Origin of the sequence: Rhodococcus marinonascens NBRC 14363 (genome assembly GCF_001894885.1) — a bacterium.
In the GTDB taxonomy this organism is placed as follows: domain Bacteria; phylum Actinomycetota; class Actinomycetes; order Mycobacteriales; family Mycobacteriaceae; genus Rhodococcus_F; species Rhodococcus_F marinonascens.
Genome location: NZ_BCXB01000029.1, coordinates 18,824 through 36,507, shown reverse-complemented (window position 1 = coordinate 36,507; position 17,684 = coordinate 18,824). Strand labels below are relative to the sequence as shown.

Annotated in this window: 20 protein-coding genes; 10 read left to right on the top strand and 10 right to left on the bottom strand. The window is 63.8% G+C overall.

Annotation, left to right across the window (positions count from 1 at the left end; translation table 11 throughout):
* The first annotated feature begins 145 nt into the window (after positions 1-145).
* The 6 genes from RM2_RS18475 to mnhG are packed head-to-tail and all read left to right on the top strand — an operon-like array spanning position 146 to position 6,329.
* A complete protein-coding gene (locus RM2_RS18475; protein WP_072691022.1) occupies positions 146-2,980 on the top strand; it encodes a Na+/H+ antiporter subunit A in 2,835 nt (944 codons plus the stop codon).
* Entirely contained in the window at positions 2,977-3,561 is a 585-nt protein-coding gene (locus tag RM2_RS18470; protein WP_072691000.1) for a Na(+)/H(+) antiporter subunit C, read from the top strand. Before RM2_RS18475 ends, RM2_RS18470 begins: the two co-directional genes overlap by 4 nt.
* Positions 3,558-5,180 (top strand): Na+/H+ antiporter subunit D, encoded by a 1,623-nt coding sequence (locus tag RM2_RS18465; RefSeq protein ID WP_072690999.1) that lies wholly within the window; start codon positions 3,558-3,560, stop codon positions 5,178-5,180. Before RM2_RS18470 ends, RM2_RS18465 begins: the two co-directional genes overlap by 4 nt.
* Positions 5,177-5,746, top strand: a complete 570-nt coding sequence (locus RM2_RS18460; protein WP_072690998.1) for a Na+/H+ antiporter subunit E — start codon at positions 5,177-5,179, stop codon at positions 5,744-5,746. The genes RM2_RS18465 and RM2_RS18460 overlap by 4 nt, the downstream gene beginning before the upstream one ends.
* Positions 5,746-6,003, top strand: coding sequence for a monovalent cation/H+ antiporter complex subunit F (locus RM2_RS18455; RefSeq protein ID WP_072690997.1), 258 nt, complete (start codon positions 5,746-5,748; stop codon positions 6,001-6,003). The genes RM2_RS18460 and RM2_RS18455 overlap by 1 nt, the downstream gene beginning before the upstream one ends.
* On the top strand, positions 6,000-6,329 hold the full coding sequence (gene mnhG, locus RM2_RS18450; RefSeq protein WP_072690996.1) for a monovalent cation/H(+) antiporter subunit G: 330 nt from the start codon (positions 6,000-6,002) through the stop codon (positions 6,327-6,329). Before RM2_RS18455 ends, mnhG begins: the two co-directional genes overlap by 4 nt.
* A gap of 65 nt (positions 6,330-6,394) precedes the next feature.
* On the opposite strand, the gene RM2_RS18445 is transcribed toward mnhG, so the two are convergent.
* From RM2_RS18445 to napA, 4 genes are all read right to left on the bottom strand, one after another.
* On the bottom strand, positions 6,395-7,519 hold the full coding sequence (locus tag RM2_RS18445) for a glutamate--cysteine ligase (RefSeq protein ID WP_072690995.1): 1,125 nt from the start codon (positions 7,517-7,519) through the stop codon (positions 6,395-6,397).
* A 77-nt stretch (positions 7,520-7,596) separates the two neighbouring features.
* Positions 7,597-8,298, bottom strand: a complete 702-nt coding sequence (gene sodC / locus RM2_RS18440; protein ID WP_072690994.1) for a superoxide dismutase[Cu-Zn] — start codon at positions 8,296-8,298, stop codon at positions 7,597-7,599.
* 77 nt (positions 8,299-8,375) lie between these two features.
* Positions 8,376-8,855: a LytR C-terminal domain-containing protein gene (locus RM2_RS18435; RefSeq protein ID WP_072690993.1), complete on the bottom strand. Its 480-nt coding sequence runs from the start codon at positions 8,853-8,855 to the stop codon at positions 8,376-8,378.
* A 24-nt stretch (positions 8,856-8,879) separates the two neighbouring features.
* Positions 8,880-9,218: a nucleoid-associated protein NapA gene (gene napA, locus RM2_RS18430; protein ID WP_072690992.1), complete on the bottom strand. Its 339-nt coding sequence runs from the start codon at positions 9,216-9,218 to the stop codon at positions 8,880-8,882.
* Positions 9,219-9,393: 175 nt separating this feature from the next.
* On the opposite strand from napA, the gene RM2_RS18425 reads away from it, so the two are divergent.
* Genes RM2_RS18425 through RM2_RS18415 form a run of 3 tightly spaced genes read left to right on the top strand, consistent with a single transcriptional unit; the run spans position 9,394 to position 11,774 of the window.
* Positions 9,394-9,984, top strand: a complete 591-nt coding sequence (locus tag RM2_RS18425; RefSeq protein WP_072690991.1) for a peptide deformylase — start codon at positions 9,394-9,396, stop codon at positions 9,982-9,984.
* A complete protein-coding gene (locus tag RM2_RS18420) occupies positions 9,974-10,960 on the top strand; it encodes an N-acetylglutamate synthase, CG3035 family (RefSeq protein WP_072690990.1) in 987 nt (328 codons plus the stop codon). The genes RM2_RS18425 and RM2_RS18420 overlap by 11 nt, the downstream gene beginning before the upstream one ends.
* A 10-nt stretch (positions 10,961-10,970) precedes the next feature.
* Entirely contained in the window at positions 10,971-11,774 is an 804-nt protein-coding gene (locus tag RM2_RS18415; protein ID WP_072691021.1) for an exodeoxyribonuclease III, read from the top strand.
* Between the two features lie 85 nt (positions 11,775-11,859).
* On the opposite strand, the gene RM2_RS18410 is transcribed toward RM2_RS18415, so the two are convergent.
* The 3 genes from RM2_RS18410 to thiD all read right to left on the bottom strand — a co-directional run bounded on the left by RM2_RS18410 (position 11,860) and on the right by thiD (position 13,692).
* Positions 11,860-12,222, bottom strand: coding sequence for a GNAT family N-acetyltransferase (locus RM2_RS18410; RefSeq protein WP_072690989.1), 363 nt, complete (start codon positions 12,220-12,222; stop codon positions 11,860-11,862).
* An 88-nt stretch (positions 12,223-12,310) separates the two neighbouring features.
* On the bottom strand, positions 12,311-12,679 hold the full coding sequence (locus RM2_RS18405) for a GNAT family N-acetyltransferase (protein ID WP_072690988.1): 369 nt from the start codon (positions 12,677-12,679) through the stop codon (positions 12,311-12,313).
* A 167-nt stretch (positions 12,680-12,846) separates the two neighbouring features.
* Positions 12,847-13,692 carry a bifunctional hydroxymethylpyrimidine kinase/phosphomethylpyrimidine kinase gene (gene thiD, locus RM2_RS18400; protein WP_072691020.1) on the bottom strand — a complete coding sequence of 282 codons (846 nt, stop codon included), beginning with the start codon at positions 13,690-13,692 and terminating at the stop codon, positions 12,847-12,849.
* A 366-nt stretch (positions 13,693-14,058) separates the two neighbouring features.
* Between thiD and RM2_RS18395 the strand changes: the two genes are divergently transcribed.
* Complete coding sequence (locus tag RM2_RS18395) at positions 14,059-14,346, top strand: hypothetical protein (RefSeq protein ID WP_072690987.1); 288 nt, start codon at positions 14,059-14,061, stop codon at positions 14,344-14,346.
* A 70-nt stretch (positions 14,347-14,416) separates the two neighbouring features.
* Here RM2_RS18395 and RM2_RS18390 read toward each other — a convergent pair whose 3' ends face one another.
* From RM2_RS18390 to RM2_RS18380, 3 genes are all read right to left on the bottom strand, one after another.
* Positions 14,417-15,871, bottom strand: coding sequence for a M20/M25/M40 family metallo-hydrolase (locus tag RM2_RS18390; protein ID WP_072690986.1), 1,455 nt, complete (start codon positions 15,869-15,871; stop codon positions 14,417-14,419).
* Between the two features lie 70 nt (positions 15,872-15,941).
* The gene (locus RM2_RS18385; RefSeq protein ID WP_072690985.1) at positions 15,942-16,736 is read right to left on the bottom strand and encodes an ABC transporter permease; all 795 of its coding nucleotides are present in this window, start codon (positions 16,734-16,736) and stop codon (positions 15,942-15,944) included.
* Positions 16,736-17,674: an ABC transporter ATP-binding protein gene (locus tag RM2_RS18380; RefSeq protein ID WP_072691019.1), complete on the bottom strand. Its 939-nt coding sequence runs from the start codon at positions 17,672-17,674 to the stop codon at positions 16,736-16,738. The genes RM2_RS18385 and RM2_RS18380 overlap by 1 nt, the downstream gene beginning before the upstream one ends.
* Positions 17,675-17,684 lie beyond the last annotated feature (10 nt).

The following is a 17,684-nucleotide window of genomic DNA, read 5'->3' as shown; positions in this document are numbered from 1 at the left end:
ATAACATACTTCGCCGATTTTCCGAGATCGTAGGTCCGGCTAACGAAGCCAGTAGGATGTACATGAAGCCCGACCCGCTGCCCACACGAACGGCTCTACGCAACCCGTTCGTCCCGACACCCCGCTGACCCCCGACGGAGTGCCTTTGCTCGCTGTTCTGCTAGCCCACGCCGTAGCCGCGGTTCTGTCTCCGCTTGTAGTGCGCAGGTTCGGCCGCAACGCTTTCTACCTTCTGTCCCTCGTTCCACTGGCTTCACTCGGGTGGGTGATCGCGCACTGGGGTACGGAGCAGACCCTCTCAATCCAGTGGATTCCCGGTTTGTCGATGAACATCGACTTCTGGTTCGATCCGCTGGCCGCGATCATGTCAGTCCTGGTGCTGGGCATCGGCACGCTCATCCTGGTCTATTGCGCCCGCTACTTCACCGACGACGAACCCAGGTTGGGAATCTTCGCCGCCGAGATGGTGGCGTTCGCCGGAGCCATGTTCGGCCTCGTCGCCAGCAACAACATGCTGCTGCTCTACACTTTCTGGGAACTGACGACGGTACTGTCGTTCCTGCTGGTCGGCCACTACGCCGAACGCGCGTCGAGTCGCCGGGCCGCGACTCAGGCGCTGCTCGTCACCACGGCGGGCGGGCTGGCCATGTTGGTCGGCATCATCATTCTCGGCCAGGTCGCGGGCACCTATAACCTGTCCGAGTTGATCGAGGTCGCACCGCGCGGATGGCTGCCCGGGGTCGCGATCGTGCTGGTTCTCGTCGGCGCATTATCGAAGTCTGCCATCGTCCCCCTGCACTTCTGGCTCCCCGGGGCGATGGCCGCCCCGACGCCGGTCAGCGGCTACCTGCACGCCGCGGCCATGGTGAAGGCCGGTATCTACCTGGTGGCCAGGTTGGCCCCCGGCTTCGCGGACGCGGCCCCCTGGAGGGGCACGATCATCACGCTCGGTGTGCTGACGATGGTTATTGGTGGATGGCGGGCCACGAGGTCGTTCGACCTGAAACTCCTCCTTGCGTTCGGCACGGTCAGTCAACTCGGTTTTATGATGGTTCTCGTCGGCCTCGGCACACGGGACGCAGCGCTGGCCGGCATGACGATGGTTGTGGCCCACGCGATGTTCAAGGCTGCACTGTTCATGGTGGTCGGCATCATCGACCACTCGGCTGGCACCCGCGACATCCGCAAACTCACGCATCTTGGTCGGCGCGCACCAGCGCTCATGGTGTTTGCCGCGTTGGCCGCGGCGAGCATGGCCGGTCTGCCCCCACTTCTGGGATTCATCGGCAAAGAAGCCGCTTTCGACTCCCTGCTGAGCACATCCGCCCTGACGGACCCTGCAAGATTCGTCACGGTCGGTGTGGTGGTGCTCGGTTCGATTCTCACGGTCGCCTACAGCGCGCGTTTCATGTGGGGAGCATTCGGACGGAAGGGGCATCACTCCCCGAGCACGGAAGTGCAGAATATGCATCTCCCCGGGGCCGGTTTCCTCGCCGCACCCGCGATTCTCTCCGTTCTGGGTCTGGCCGCCGGACTCATGTCGCCACAACTCGAGAAGCTACTGACGCCCTACTCCCATACTCTGCCCGCCGAGGGCGCCTCCGACTACCATCTTGCGTTGTGGCACGGCGTCAACACCGTTCTGCTGCTCACGCTGCTGGTGATCGCTGCCGGAACCGCCATGTTCGTCGCACAACGCTGGGCCAGGCGTGTACGGTTCGAGCACCTGCCACTCGGCAACGCCGACCGGATCTACGACGCAACTTTGCGCGGCATGGACGCGCTGTCGATGCGACTGACGGGTGCCACGCAGCGCGGTTCACTCCCCCTCACCCAGGCGACCATTCTCGGAACGCTCGTCGTGGTTCCGCTGGCGCTGCTCGTGATCGGCACCAGGACCGGCGCCGACGTCCGACTGTGGGATTCGTCGATGCAGTTCGTGATCGGCCTGATGATGGTGGCAGCCGGGTTTGCCGCGACCGTGATGCGTAACCGCCTGGCCAGCGTGATCCTGGTCGGCCTCAGTGGGTACGGATGCGGTGTTCTCTTCGCCCTCCACGGCGCACCCGATCTCGCGCTCACCCAGTTCCTGGTGGAGACGCTGACGCTCGTCATCTTCGTGCTCGTCTTCCGGAAGTTGCCGGCCGAAGTGGACGAGCGGAGATCTATCGGGTTCAAGATTCCGCGGGCTCTGCTGGCCGTAGCGGTCGGTGCCACTATCACCACCATCGGGGCGTACGCGATCAACGCCCGCAACACCACGCCAATCTATGAGAGGCTCCCCGACGCCGCCTACTACCTCGGCAACGGCAAGAACGTGGTGAACGTCCTGCTCGTCGACATCCGCGCCTGGGACACACTCGGCGAAATTTCGGTGCTACTCGTCGCCGCCACCGGCGTCGCGAGCTTGGTATTCCGCAACCGCCGATTCGGCAGCGCACCGCGGGTGTCCGACGCAACCGCAGTCGAAGCTGAGTCGGCGACGTCGCACTCCTCCGAGACCACATGGCTACTCGGCGGAGATCTGATCGATCCGAAACACCGGTCGCTGGTCGTCGAGGTGACGACCCGGCTGATCTTCCCGGCCATCATGGTGCTGTCGATCTACTTCTTTTTCGCCGGCCACAACGCTCCCGGCGGCGGCTTCGCCGGCGGACTGACGGCCGGACTCGCGCTGGTGCTGCGCTATCTCGCGGGTGGGCGATACGAACTCGGCGAGACGGTGCCGATCGACGCCGGCAAGATCCTCGGCCTGGGCCTGACCCTGGCCGCTGGTACCGCAGTGGCATCGCTGTTCTTCGGCGCCCCAGCGCTGTCCTCCGCGGTCTTCGAGGTGACACTGCCGCTGATCGGTGACGTCAAGATGGTCACGTCGCTCTTCTTCGACCTGGGTGTGTATCTCATCGTGGTCGGTCTCGTACTCGACGTCCTCCGCAGCCTGGGAGCCCGCCTCGACGCCAAGATCGAGGTGAAGCGATGAGCGCCGACATCGGATTTCTGGTCATCATCGGCGCGCTGCTGTCGGCCGGCACTTACCTGCTCATCGAGCGCAGCATCACGCGGATGCTGCTGGGACTGCTGCTGTTCGGCAACGGGATCAATCTTCTGATCCTGACGTCGGGGGGCGCAGACGGAAACCCGCCGATCGTCGGTCGTGAGTCGATTCACGAGTCGATTGCCGATCCACTGGCGCAGGCGATAATCCTGACGGCGATCGTCATCACGATGGGTATCGCCGGATTCGTCCTCGCGCTCGCCTACCGCTCGTTCACGATCACCACCCAGGACGCCGTCGAGAACGACCCCGAGGACACCAAGGTCCTGCGGCGGCGTTCACCCGCCGAAGCACCCGGCCGCGACCGCTCGGACGACCCGGTCACCGGTGAGCCCAGCTTCAGCGGCGACGCATTCGACAAGGACGGCAACCCCATTCCCCTGGATAAACTGAAGAACCTTGAGGACCTCGAATCTTATGAGGATCTCCACGAGGGCGACTTCGACGACGGAGAAGGCGACGACGGAGAAGACACGGACACGGCCGGGATCGGGGAGAAGTCGTGACCATTTCCCCGAACATCATCACGACCCTCGCGCCACTGCCCGTCCTGGTACCGATGCTCGCGGCCGCGGCCACGTTGGTTCTCGGTCGTCGTCCTCGCGCCCAGCAAATCATCACACTCCTCGCACTGATCACAGTGCTCATCGTGTCCGGACTGCTGCTCTTCCTCGCCGACCGCGACGGAACGACGGCGATCCAGGTGGGCGGGTGGGAATCCCCGATCGGGATCACGCTGGTGGTCGACCGACTGTCTGCGATGATGCTGGTGGTCTCATCGATCGTGCTGCTCGCCGTCATGGCGTACGCCGTCGGTCAGGGCATCCGCGACGGCAGCGACGACCAACCCGTCTCCATATTCCTGCCCACCTATCTGGCGATGACGGCAGGAATTTCCAACGCATTCCTCGCCGGCGACCTGTTCAACCTCTTCGTCGGGTTCGAGGTGCTGCTCGCCGCGAGTTTCGTGCTGCTGACGCTCGGGGCGAGTGCCGACCGGGTCCGCGCGGGTGTGTCGTACGTGATGGTGTCGATGCTGTCCTCGCTGATCTTCCTGGCCGGCATCGCCTTCGCTTACGCCGCCACCGGCACACTCAATCTCGCCGACATGGCTACCCGCCTAGACGACATCCCGTCCGGGACGCGCGCGGCGATCTTCGGCGTACTGCTCGTGGCGTTCGGCATCAAGGCCGCGGTGTTTCCGTTGTCGGCGTGGCTGCCCGACTCCTATCCCACCGCGCCTGCCCCCATCACCGCCGTGTTCGCCGGACTACTGACCAAGGTCGGTGTGTACGCGATCATTCGCACGCATTCGCTGCTCTTCCCGCAGGGCGAACTCGACAACGTGCTGATGATTTGCGGGTTGTTGACGATGCTTGTCGGCATCCTCGGTGCTATCGCGCAGACCGACATCAAACGTCTGCTGTCCTTCACGCTGGTCAGTCATATCGGCTACATGGTGTTCGGCATTGCGCTGTCCACGCAGGAGGGGCTCTCGGGCGCCATCTACTACGTGGCCCACCACATCCTCGTGCAGACCACACTCTTCCTGGTGGTCGGTCTGATCGAACGGCAAGCAGGGTCTTCGTCGCTGCGTCGCCTCGGCGGGCTTGCCGCAGCCAGCCCGGTCCTCGCCATCGTGTTCCTCGTACCGGCGCTCAACCTCGGTGGAATTCCTCCGTTCTCCGGATTCATCGGCAAGGTCGCACTGCTGCAGGCCGGTGCCGCGGACGGGAGCGCTCTGGCATGGGTTCTCGTCGCCGGCGGCACCGTCACCAGCCTGCTGACGCTCTACGTCGTCGCGCGCGTGTGGACCAAGGCCTTCTGGCGGGCCCGGGCAGACGCCCCGGAAGGTGATCTCGCGGATGTCAGCCCGTCCGCACTGCTCGACGAGTCAGCGGCCGACATCGCCTACGACGACCGCGCCGACGTGGGCCGCATGCCTGCAATGATGTTGATACCCACCATCGCACTCGTCGCGGTGGGGGTGGCGATGACGGTCTTCGCTGGGCAGATCATCCACATCAGCGATCGCGCGGCGAGCGATCTGCAGGACCGCTCGATCTACATCGACGCAGTCCTCGGCGGTCACCACGGCGGCGAAGCACAGGAGGCACCTCGATGAAGCGCGATAGACTGCTCCACCTCGGTTCGCTGCTGTGGCTGACGGGGGTGTGGATCCTGCTGTGGGGCAACGTGAGTGTCGGCAACATCATCGGCGGGCTCGCCGTGGGCTCCCTCATCACCGTGCTCATGCCTCTGCCGCGAATGCCGGTGGAGGGTCGTGTGCACGTCCTTCCCCTGCTTCATTTGACGGTGATGTTCGCGTACTACTCGATCCAGTCCAGCCTCCAGGTTGCGTGGCTCGCGCTCCGGCCCGGCCCATTGCCTGCCACTGGCGTTCGGCGCTACCAACTGGGTATCAAGTCGGACCTGGTGCTGACCCTGTGCGTCGATGTCCTCAACCACATTCCGGGCACCATGGTTCTCGAGATCGACCAGGTCAAGCGGGTTGTCTACGTCCACGTCCTGGACATGGGCTCCGAGAAGGCAGTCAGCCACTTTTATCACACGGTCGCACAATTGGAACGGTTGTTCATCGCAGCCTTCGAGCGCGACTCGGACTGGAAGCCGAGCACCTGGCGAAACCGTGACCACGAGTACGACGACCACACGCAGGAGGGTAACTGATGATAGTCGTCTCGGTCATTTCCGGGATCATCCTGGTCGTCGCCGCATTGCTGACAACGTATCGTCTCCTGGACGGTCCCAATTCGCTGGATCGGCTCGTCGCGCTGGACACTTTGATCGCGCTCTCCATGTGCGGGCTCGCCGTGTGGGCCGCCTACACCGGAGACTCCACGATCGTGCCCGCCATCGTCGCGCTGTCACTGATGGGCTTCATCGGTTCGATTTCGGTGCCCCGCTTCCGGGTGCGCGACAAGTGAACACCGTGTTGAACGTCATCGGTGCCACGCTGATGCTGTGCGGTGCCCTGTTCAGCCTGACGGCCGCCATCGCCATCGTGCGCTTCCCGGACACTCTGCGACGCATGCACGCCGCCACCAAACCTCAGGTGGTCGGTCTTATCATGGTTCTCGTCGGAACCGTCATCGAACTCCGTGGCAACGTAGACATCTGGATGCTGATCCTGGCTTGCATCTTCACCCTGTTCACCGCTCCGGTCATCGCACACAGGGTCGGCCGGGTGGCCTACCGGGAGCAACAGGGGCAGGCCGGGGCGGCGAGACCGCCAAATGTAGACAATCCTTGAGCGCCCGCAGAGTGTAGATAACCCGTGAATGGGAGTGAACGAGCACTCCTACCCTGGAAAGCGTTTCACCTCCCGAGCTCTTTCACCAGCGCGCCGACCACAGCCACCAGATCGCCTCCCGTCGCCGCAGCGACGCGACGTTGCCGCTGGTAGGAGGCACCCCGGTGTGGAATCTCTGCGACAGTGGCCAATTCGTCCGCGCAGCCGAGACGAGCGGCGGTCGGTGCCAGCTTCTCGAGCAGGTCGTTCAGGTCGTCGGTGACGGGGCGCTCGTTGCAGTCCTCGTCGAGAATGATTTCGGCATCGAGCCCGTACCGAGCGGCCCGCCACTTGTTCTCCTTCACGTGCCACGGCTGTAGGTTCGGCAGCGTCTCCCCCGCCTCGAAACGCCGGTCCAGATCGACGATCAGGCAGTGCACGAGGGCGACGAGGGAACTGAGTTCGGCGCGCGTCGAGATGCCGTCGAAAACACGGACCTCGATTGTGCCCCAGCGTGGCGCGGGCCTTATGTCCCAATGCATCCCACTGATCTTGGTGATAACACCGGTCTTCATCTGGTCGCTGATGAAGTCTTCGTACTCCGCCCAATTCGCGAACTGGTACGGTAGCCCGGCCGTGGGTAGTTGTTGGAACATCAGCGCACGGTTGCTCGCATACCCGGTGTCTACTCCCCCCCACATGGGCGAGGACGCGGACAACGCCAGCAGATGTGGATACCGCTGCAACAGGGCGTTGAGTATCGGGAACACCTTCAGCGGCGAGGACACACCGACATGCACGTGCACACCCCAGATCAGCATCTGACGGCCCCACCACTGGGTACGTTCGATCAGCTCATCATAATCCGGTGTGCGCGTGACCAATTGGGTGGACCACTGCGCGAACGGGTGCGTTCCCGCGCAGATGAGATCGACCCCTAGCGGGTTCGCCGCGCGACGCAACAGGTCGAGCGACTCGCCCAGGTCGTCCATCGCCTCACCGACGGTGGAGTGAATGCCGGTGACGAGTTCGACTGTGTTGCGCAGCAGCTCTTTGGTGATGCGTGGGTTTCCCGGGCCAGCCAGATCCGCCACCGCGGCGAACACTTCCGCAGCCGTGTTAGAGAGGTCTCGCGTGACCCTGTCGACCAGCGCGATCTCCCACTCGACACCCAGTGTCGGCCGCGGGGATCCAGGAAAGGAAACTACCACGATACCGATCCAACCACAGGCCCATGGTGTGTGGCAGCACACCGGCATCCCGGCATTTACCGGGATGTCACACCACCTCAGCTCGCGTCGATGACACCGCAGGCTACCCGGGAGCCTGCGTCCCCTGTATTCAGGGTCTCCTGATCCGGAGCGGGTGCGTAACGGGCCGGGATGTTGCCGAAGTTGTCGGGACCCGAGTGGATCATGACCGCGGTACCGATATCACCGTTCTTCAGATCCTCGACCGTGAAGGCATCGGTGGTCGTGACCAATTCGGCCGTACCATCGGCCAGCACCTGCAGCGAAGTGAGGTCGCCGCTGGAGGGGTGACCCGAGCGATCCTCGGCCTGGAAGTGCCCGCCCGCTGATAGGAAGTCTCCCGGTGCGCCGCCTGCCGGTGCAACCGAGTTCGGCTCGCACTTTCCGACCGAATGAACATGGAAGCCGTGAAATCCGGGCGTCTGACCCTCGACCGACACAGTGACCACGACGTGGCTGCCGTCCTGCCGGAACGTGGCAGTACCCACTTCGGCGCCTTCCGCGTCCTCGAGCGTCGCGGTAGCTGCGCCGCTCGCACCGGACTCACCCGAACCGCTCGCGGCGTCGCCGGGAACGCCTGCAGCACTGGGATCCGCAGCGCCCGTCCAGACCGGAGGGGTGGTACCGGGAACGTCGGTCGGTTCCTCGCTGTTGCTGCATGCGGCCAACCCGAGTGCTGCAATTGCCACCACCGGGGTGACACTGCGCCAGGGCATCCGCCGGGAAGAACTCGAGGCCATCAAACCGCTCCTTTTGAGGTGGCGAAGAACTGCGACTGATCATAACTGCAGCGCTGCGCGCACCGCCGTCCGGTCTCCTACCCGGTGGTGACGATAACGATCACACCTGGGGACAAGTCTTCGATACCCGGAATCCGCGGCGCAGCGGATACCCCGAGTTGGGCGGCGATCTCCGTGGCCGCCTCTTGCTCAGCAGCGGAAGTTCCGTAGTACACCGTGGTTTCGGAGATGTCGCTGTCGCTGAAGTTGCCCGTTTCCGACACCGTCCAGCCCAAGTCCGTCAGCCTGGTGGCGGTCTCCGCAGCAAGACCGGTGACATCGCTGTTGTTGAACACCTGCACCGAGACCGACCTCGCATCGGCGGACTCGGGCGTGGTCGTACTGGTCGTGGTCGTGGTCGTGATCGTGGTCGTGACCGAGGCGGTGGTGGTCTCTTCTGAGTCCGAACCGGCGAGGGAGGCGAATCCGAGACCTGCGAACAGAATCGCGAGGGCAATCAGCACCATCGCGAGGGCACGCAACGGCGGGCCGGACGATTCAGGTTTCGGAGTACTCACGATGTCGACCTTAGCGACTGGGCGCTATGTGACGTCGAATCCGAGGCGACGCGCCGCGCGGGCTTTCTGCCTGCTCGCACGTAACCTGCGTAGCCGCTTCACGAGCATCGGATCTGCGGCGAGGGACTCGTGCCGGTCTACCAGTGCGTTGAGGACTTGGTAATATCTGGTCGCGGACATATCGAACAGTTCTTTGATCGCGTCTTCCTTGGCGCCGGCGTACTTCCACCATTGGCGCTCGAAAGACAGGATGTCGCGCTCCCGACGTGTGAGACCGTCGTCACCGATCTCGTCGGCCCCCGCGAAGTTGTTCTCGTCGGTGCGCTCAGACTGATTCTGATTACGCGCTGTTGCGCCGTCCATCTCACTCCTCGACTAGCTCTCGCTCGATCTCAGCGAATCCACGTTCCCCCGACCCCCCGATCGCGTGGTCGACCGAGGAACGAATTACACTGTTGTATTTCAGTGACTATTCAACCATGACGAAGGCCCCAGGCAGTGCCATCGACTCGGGCGCGCCGCACTATCCTTGGCAACCATGGCCATCCTCCCCATCCGGATCGTGGGCGACCCGGTACTGCACGAACCGACTCAGACGGTATCCCAGTCACCTGCGGAACTCGCTGATCTCATCGCCGACCTGTACGACACTATGGACGCCGCCAACGGTGTCGGTCTCGCCGCCAACCAGGTCGGACTACCACTGCGATTATTCGTGTACGACTGCCCGGACAAGCGGGAGAACGGCCGAACCAACAGCCATCGGGGCTGCGTCGTCAACCCCGTCCTCGAAACCTCGGAGCGGCCGGAGACCATGCCGGACCCCGACGACGACCTCGAGGGTTGCCTCTCCGTGCCGGGCGAGCAATTCCCCACCGGACGAGCCGATTGGGCGAAGGTCACAGGCACGGACGCCGACGGCGCTCCCATCGAGATCGAGGGCCACGATCTCTTCGCCCGTATGCTCCAGCACGAGGTGGGCCATCTCGACGGTCTCCTCTACGTCGACATGCTGATCGGCCGCAACGCACGTGACGCGAAGAAAACCATCAAGCGCGCCGGCTGGGGCGTTCCCGATCTCAGTTGGGTACCGGGAACGGTCGAAGACCCATTCGGGCATGACGACTGAAGTTCCGCTCGGTAGCCGGGTGGTAATGCGGTACGCGTTGCCTCCAGGCCACAGCCATCCGATGACCGACGTCATCGGGATCTTGGAAAGTATCGAACCGTTCGTGATCGTCCGCTCGGCGCACGGCACCGTAGTCGAGGTGGCACCCGAGCGTGTGCTCGCGCTCAAGGCGGTTTCCGCACGTCCGGTGCGGACGAGCGAGATCCGTTCCCTCGAACTCGCCTCCGCCGACGGTTGGCCGGGTGTCGAGCACGCGTGGATCGACGGGTGGCTCGCCCGGTACGGACAAGGCTTCACCGGACGCGCGAACTCGGCGACCCCACTCGGCGATCCGGGAACAGTCGGGAATCTGAACGACTCTTCCCGTGGAAGCACACTCGCGCGTCTTCGGGCCTGGTACGACGAACGCGGCCTTCCGCTGAGGTTGCTGATCCCGGATCGACTGGCGGACGTTCCGCTCGGCTGGAACGTCCGCGACGAAGTGGTCGTGATGGCAGCCGACATCGAAAGCCTGGCGCTACCGCAAGGACCGAGGTCCGCCATCGTGGCCGATCACCCCGATCCCAAGTGGCTCGCCCTGTACCACTACCGCGGGTCGGCACCCAACTTCGCGGTGGACGTGCTGAACTCGGTCAACAACGGCAGCCTCGGCTTCGGCCGGATCGAAGCAGCCGATTCGGCTCTCCTCGCGGTCGCGCGTGGTTCCGTGACGTCCGCACCGGACGGTCGTCTCCGGGTAGGCCTCACCGCAGTCGAGGTGGCCGAGGCTCACCGTCGGCAGGGGATCGGCACCCTGATCTGCGGAGACATGATCAACTGGGGGCGCGAACGCGGTGCCACTCAGGCGTACCTTCAAGTCGCCGGGGAGAATGAGGGCGCCCAGGCGATGTACCGCAGCATCGGCTTCCTCGCGCACCATCACTACCGCTACGCCACCGAACCCGGCGGCAGGCGACGTGTCGGGAGCGGGCGCTAGTCTGGCTATCGTGCGTATTGCAACCTGGAACGTGAACTCTGTTCGTGCCCGCACCGACCGGATTCTGGACTGGCTCCAGCGGACCGACACCGACGTGCTGGCGATGCAGGAAACCAAATGTAAGGACGAGCAGTTTCCGTACGAGCGGTTCCGCGAAGTTGGGTACGAGGTGACGCACGTCGGCCTCAGCCAATGGAACGGTGTTGCGATCGCGTCTCGCGTCGGGATCGACAACGTGCAGATCGGCTTCGAGGATCAACCCGGGTTCCACAAAGATCCGGAGGTGGCACCCGCAGAGGAAGCGCGTGCGATCGGCGCAACGTGCAACGGCGTCCGGGTGTGGAGCCTCTACGTGCCGAACGGCCGCGAACTTGCCGACCCGCACTACACGTACAAGCTCGACTGGCTGGCGAAACTGCATGCCGACGCGGTCGGGTGGTTGGAGAAGAACCCGGACGAGCAGATCGCGCTGGTCGGCGACTGGAACGTGGCCCCCACCGACGAGGATGTGTGGGATCCGGCGCTTTTCGAGGGCAGAACCCACACGTCCGCACGCGAGCGTAAGGCATTCCAGGCGTTCGTCGAGTCGGGGTTCGCAGACGTTGTCCGGCCCCACACTCCGGGCCCCGGTGTCTATACCTACTGGGACTACACCCAGTTGCGATTCCCGAAAAAGCAGGGCATGCGCATCGACTTCGTGCTGGGTTCACCCGCCCTCGCTGACCGTGTCGACAAAGCCGAGATCGATCGGGGCGAGCGCAAGGGCAAGGGCGCTAGCGACCATGCGCCGGTCATCGTGGACCTCAGCGACTGAGAACGCGTCGGTCCCGTCGCAGACACAGCGTTGTCGCAGACACAGCGTTGTCGCAGATACAGCTGGCACGCTGCTCGGTTCAACGCTAGTCGGCCACCATCACGTCCAGGCGTTCCGGGTTCAGCGCCAGGTAGTGTTGCACATACGTGCAGATGGTACGCACTTTCCAGCCACGTGTACGGGCCGACTCCAAAGCCTCGCGCACGAGGACCGCGGCAAGTCCACGACCGCCGAATTCTTCCTTGACGACGGTGTGCATGAAAGCAATCACCTCGCCGGACGTGGTGGTGAATCCAGGGATTTCACTCTCGTCTCGATAGCCGAGGATGCCGACCAGCTCGTCCCCGAGCCACAGATCGAATCGTTCATGTGCAGGGTTGTCGAGCACGCGAGCATCGCTGATATTCACGCTCCCCAATGACTCGGAACCGTCCAAAATGTGATTCATGCCACTATGAAAGCAGCAAGACGGCATTCTGGCTAGTGCCATTTCGGTTTCGTTGCCGAGAGGTGGTCCGAACGTGGCCGGACCGTCGTCAGCACTCGACCGGGGCGATGAGATCGCGGTACTCGGGATGGGCAGAGACGAAACGCTGCACGTACTTGCATACGGGCCGCACCTGCCAGCCGTAACGTCGGGCGAGATCGAGCGAGCCCCCAACCATGACGCCCGCGAGTCCGCGGTGACCGAAATCCTCCACGATCACTGTGTGCATGAAGGAGATGACCGGCCGCCGCCGGGACGCGATGAGCGGTCTCGCTTCCGCCACGCCCATTCCCACGCCCCCAGATGCCGCGAGGTCAAAATATCCGAGAATCCCGACCAGATCACCACTCAGACGTAGTTCGAAGCGATTCTGATCGGAATTGTCTATCACGTCCACGACCTGCTGGTCCATCAGCATTTCGACCTCCTAGGGTATGCGTCCGTAACCAAGTTGTGACGCGACTCACCCTTTATACCGATGCCGCTCACCCCTGTCCAAGTTTCTCTCAGATGAGTTGTCACAGAGATTTCGTATGTGTCCATTGAACAACTACACCTGGTGACGGTCGGGAGGCCGCCACAGCCTCACACGTGCCGGAGCCGCCACAGCGGGGAGACGGGACCATGCCCGCCGCCCAGATCATAGGATGCTTCCAGGCACTTGGTGACCCATTCCTTGCCGAATGCCACCGCGTCGGGCACCGACCACCCGTGAGCCAGGGCGCTCGCGATCGCCGCGGCGAGCGTGTCGCCGGCGCCGTGGTCGTTGCCGGTGTCGAGGCGGGGGCTGGTAAACTCGACGAAGCTGTCGCCGTCGAACAGCAAGTCGGTGCTCGACGCCGAGGTGCGGAGGTGACCGCCTTTGACGATCGACCACTGCGCTCCCAGCGCGTGGAGCGCCTCGGCCGCCCGGCGTGCGGTCGTGTCGTCCACGACTTCGATGCCGGTGATCAACCGGATCTCGTCGAGGTTCGGCGTCACCACCGTGGCGATCGGTATAAGCGTGTTTCGTACGGCATCGAGTGCCTCGTCGTGCAGGAGCGAATCCCCATGCATCGACGCGCACACGGGGTCCACAACGAGCGGGACCGGTTGATCGCGGCCGATCCCGACCTCGGTGCATACGGCGGCGACGGCTTCGATGATCGCTGTCGAAGCCAGCATGCCTGTCTTCGCCGCGCCGATCCCGATGTCGTCGACGACGCAGCGCACCTGCGCGGCCACCGTTTCCGGGGGAATTTCGTGGAATCCGCTGACGCCCACCGAGTTCTGCACCGTCACCGCCGCGACCGCGACGCACGCGTGGACGCCACACAGTGCCATCGTCCGCGAGTCCGCCTGGATCCCGGCACCACCACCAGAATCGGTACCGGCGATGGTGAGGACACGAACAGGAGTCTGGCCGTCGGGGGTCAGGGGCAGCAGTTTCACAGAATGAACCTTACCGATTCCCCGTGGTGCCGGATTCGCCGGAATCACACTCGAGGCGCCACGTCAGGTCACTTCAGCCTGCAGTGCCCCGGCGCCCACCCCGACGACGTCGAGCCGATCGTGGATTCGATCAAGAGGCTCCCCGGCCGGCATTCGGCCTGATCGAGAGCCACACCCCGCCAACCTCGTAGCGCCCGTACCGCGGGGTTTTTCATGCCCGCGGACTGTCGTCCTACCCGGAAGATGGGGTGGAAATCCTCCAGGCCAGTTTTCCGGTGTGCAGCAACGGCGTGATCGAGAATGTGGAAGGCGGCGGGAAAGTGTCTCGGGACTTCGATCAGCCCTGCTCGAGATAGTCTCGCGGACATGATGTCCGACATCGAATTCAAAGAGGTCGCAAGGGGGATCATCACCGCTCTGCGACCACGCTTCGACGACTGCCGGGCGGATCACATCGACAGTGAGATGGGTGGTGGAGAATTCTTCATCGCCGTCGACGACGCACTCCAAGCTGCCGCGCTCGCCCGATACCCGGCAGCTGCCGCCGTGTTCCGGGACGTCGACCGCATCCTCGCCGACCTCGAGCCCGCCTTGAAGGACTACCAGAGGCTCGTCCGATGGTCCACACAGATACCGCGCGCTGACATGGCCTGACCTGGCCACACCACCCAGTAGCACCGTGCTGCGGGTTTTTTCATGCCTACCCTCGTTTGCTGGTGACGGATCACTCCCCGGCCCGCGCCTTCACCCGATCCTCTCCGGTAGGGACACCGTTCGGACCCGCGAGCGACTCCGCGTACACCCCAACCGCGTAGGCGACGGCAGTTGCGTTTTTGGCCAGGACAAGCGGGTCGACGTTGTCGATGGTGTCACTCGGGCCGTGGTAATTCAGGTCGAACGGCACGTCCGCGTTGCCGCCCCACTTTTCGACCTGCTCGACGGTTTTTCTCTGTTCGGCGCCGCTGAACACGCCCCCTGCCGGAATATCGTGGTCGAGGAAGGGGGCGTAGTCGGATCGACCATCGAATGCGGCGCCTTCCACGAGGGTGCCACCGCCCTCCAGGAATTCGATGAACGTCCGCTCGATGCCCGCGGAACCCTCAGGGCCGGGACCACCCCCGAGCCTGTCGGAGTCGTCGCCGTCATAAGCCATGTAGGCAGCATTCTCCGAACCGAGCATGTCGAAGTTCATATACAGCGCGATGTCGTTGCGCTCAGCATCGCTGAGACCATTCACGTAGGCCTTCGAGCCGAGCAAACCCTGTTCCTCGGCACCCCAGAACGCAAAACGCACCGCATTCGCACTGTCGGGTGAGGAACCCAACTGGACGGCCGTTTCAAGGGTCGCGGCCACGCCGCTACCGTTGTCGTTGATACCGGGGCCGTCCGGGACGCTGTCCAGGTGGGCGCCGACCATTACGACGTTGTCGGTCGCGCCGGTCTCGGTCTGGGCGATGACGTTGCGGGCCGTGTCCGACTCGGTGCCGGTGTCCAGCGTGAGCGTCACGTCGCCCCCTGCCTGTTCAAGTGCAGCCCCATCCGCCGTGCTCACGCCACCGGTGGGGATCTTTCCTGCCTCCGGGTCACCCAGAGTTGCGTCGCTGAGCGGCCCTTCCTCGTTGTTGACGACAATGACGGCAGCGGCGCCTCGATCAGCGGCGACCTGCTGCTTGTCTGCGAATGGGCATACACCACGGTCCACCAAAACGATTGCCCCGGTGAGGTCGAGGCCGTCGTAGTCCGTGGCCTCACACCCGGGACTCTCCTCCTTCGGCGCGGAAACCAGGCGGCTGGCGATCCCTTCGGGCCCGGTCGACGGCGAATAGGTCAGCGCATTCACCTCGAAGTCAAGGTCCCCCGACGTCAAGGTCGCGGCGTTCACGTCGAACTTCTGGAACTCGAACTCCGGCGTCTGTACATCGAAGCCGTTGTCTTCCAGAACTTGGGCCACGTAGTCGACGCTGGCGTCGTACCCGGAAGTTCCCGATGCGCGGTTGCCGTCGTTGTCGTCGGCGATCATCTGCAGTTTCTCCAGGTGCTCCATCACGCCGGCCTCGGTGACCGAGGCGGCGAGCGCGCTCGCGTCGACTGGCGGTGCACCGGATTGTGTCTCCGTTGTACACCCTGCCAGTGCGAGCGCACCGGCCACTCCGACCGCCAAAACTGCCCTTTGCCGCATGGCGGGAAGCCTAGCCGAGAAATCACCTGATGGCCGGGGCGAGAGGGTTTCATCCCGGCCATCAGGTATTTCAAGCGTCGCGCTTGTTCACGACCACCAAGCTGGCACCGAAGATCACCACGACCACTACCGCGAAGTAAAGGAGGCTGCCCCACGGACCCCAGTGGAAGTTGGTCCCCTGGGTCGCCCCCAGGAAGTGGTTGGCGTTGAGGAACGGCAGGAAGGGCATGATCTTCTCGCCGAATGAGCCGAACAGGTTGAACAGGTTCTCGATCAGCAGCGGCCACAGCAGCAGCAGCGCGATCGCGCCCGCCGACTGACGCAGCAGTGCACCGACACCGACCGCGAGCACGACACACAAGAACGCGTAGATCGGCACCCCGTAGATCGACCGCCACGAGGCGTTGTCCGACAGCGAGAGGGCAGCTCCCGCCTCGGCCCCCGCAGTCGCCTTCGCGATGGCGTAGGCGCCGAACGTCAGCACGAAGGTCAGCACGGCGCCGAACACCCCGATCAGACCGGCCTTTGCGATCAGCACGGATGCCCGGTTGGGGATGGCCTGGAATGTGGTGCGGATGACCCCGAACCTGTATTCACTGGTCACCGCGAGCGTGGCCAGGATCATGAGGACGAGCACACCGAACCCGGAAACACCTAAGACCGCGTCGGACATCTGAGGAAGGAAGGGTTCGAAGTTTGGTTCCTCACCCGCAGCGATCTGGTTGTTGACGGAATTGATGCCGGCCTTGGTGGTTAACCCGATGACTGCCGCGAGGCCGAGGCCCAGCACGATGATGATTGCCGTGCACCACCACGGCGACCGCGTCGAGGTGATCTTTATCCGTTCGGCATTGAGAACAGCCATTACAGCGAACCTTTCATCTCATCGACGCTCTCCGCGTGGTACTGCACGTCGTCTCCGGTCAATTTCATGAATGCCTCCTCGAGCGATCCGCGCTGAGATGCCAACTCGTGCAGGACGATGCCCTCGGAACCGGCGACAGCGCCGATCACCTCGGTGGACGAATCCACGACCAGAAGAGCCTTCTGTCCGCCCGATCCGTCCTCCCGGACGGTGAGGCCCTTGGAGGTCAAGGCGCTCCGCAGCGCGTCCAACTGTGGACTGCGCACCCGGACAGTCGATTCCGAGGACTTGTTAACAAATTCCGACACCGTGGTGTCGGCAATCAGACGCCCGCGCCCGATCACCACCAGATGTTCTGCAGTCAAGGCCATCTCAGAGAGCAGGTGGCTCGAAACCAGAACGGTGCGCCCCTCGGCCGCGAGGCGCTGCATGAAGTTGCGGATCCAATGGATGCCCTCCGGGTCGAGACCGTTGACCGGTTCGTCGAACAGCAGCACCTTGGGGTCGCCGAGCAGCGTCGCGGCCAAGCCGAGGCGCTGGGACATGCCGAGCGAGAACCCGCCCGCCTTCTTCCCTGCCACCTCGCTGAGCCCGACGAGGTGCAGCACCTCGTCGACCCGGCTCTTGGGCAGTGAGTTGGACGCGGCCATCCACTGCAGGTGGGCGCGGGCGGAGCGGTTGGGGTGCACCCATTTCGCGTCGAGAAGTGCCCCCACCGTCCGCAGCGGTTGCACCAATTCGCTGTACGGTTTGCCGTCTATCAACGCGCTGCCGGCCGCCGGCCGGTCCAGCCCGAGGATCATGCGCATCGTCGTCGATTTTCCTGCACCGTTCGGGCCGAGGAAGCCGGTGACCATACCCGGCTTCACGGTGAACGTCAGGTTGTCCACCGCCTTCATCGCACCGAAGGTCTTAGTCAGTCCCTTCACTTCAATCATGATGAAAGGA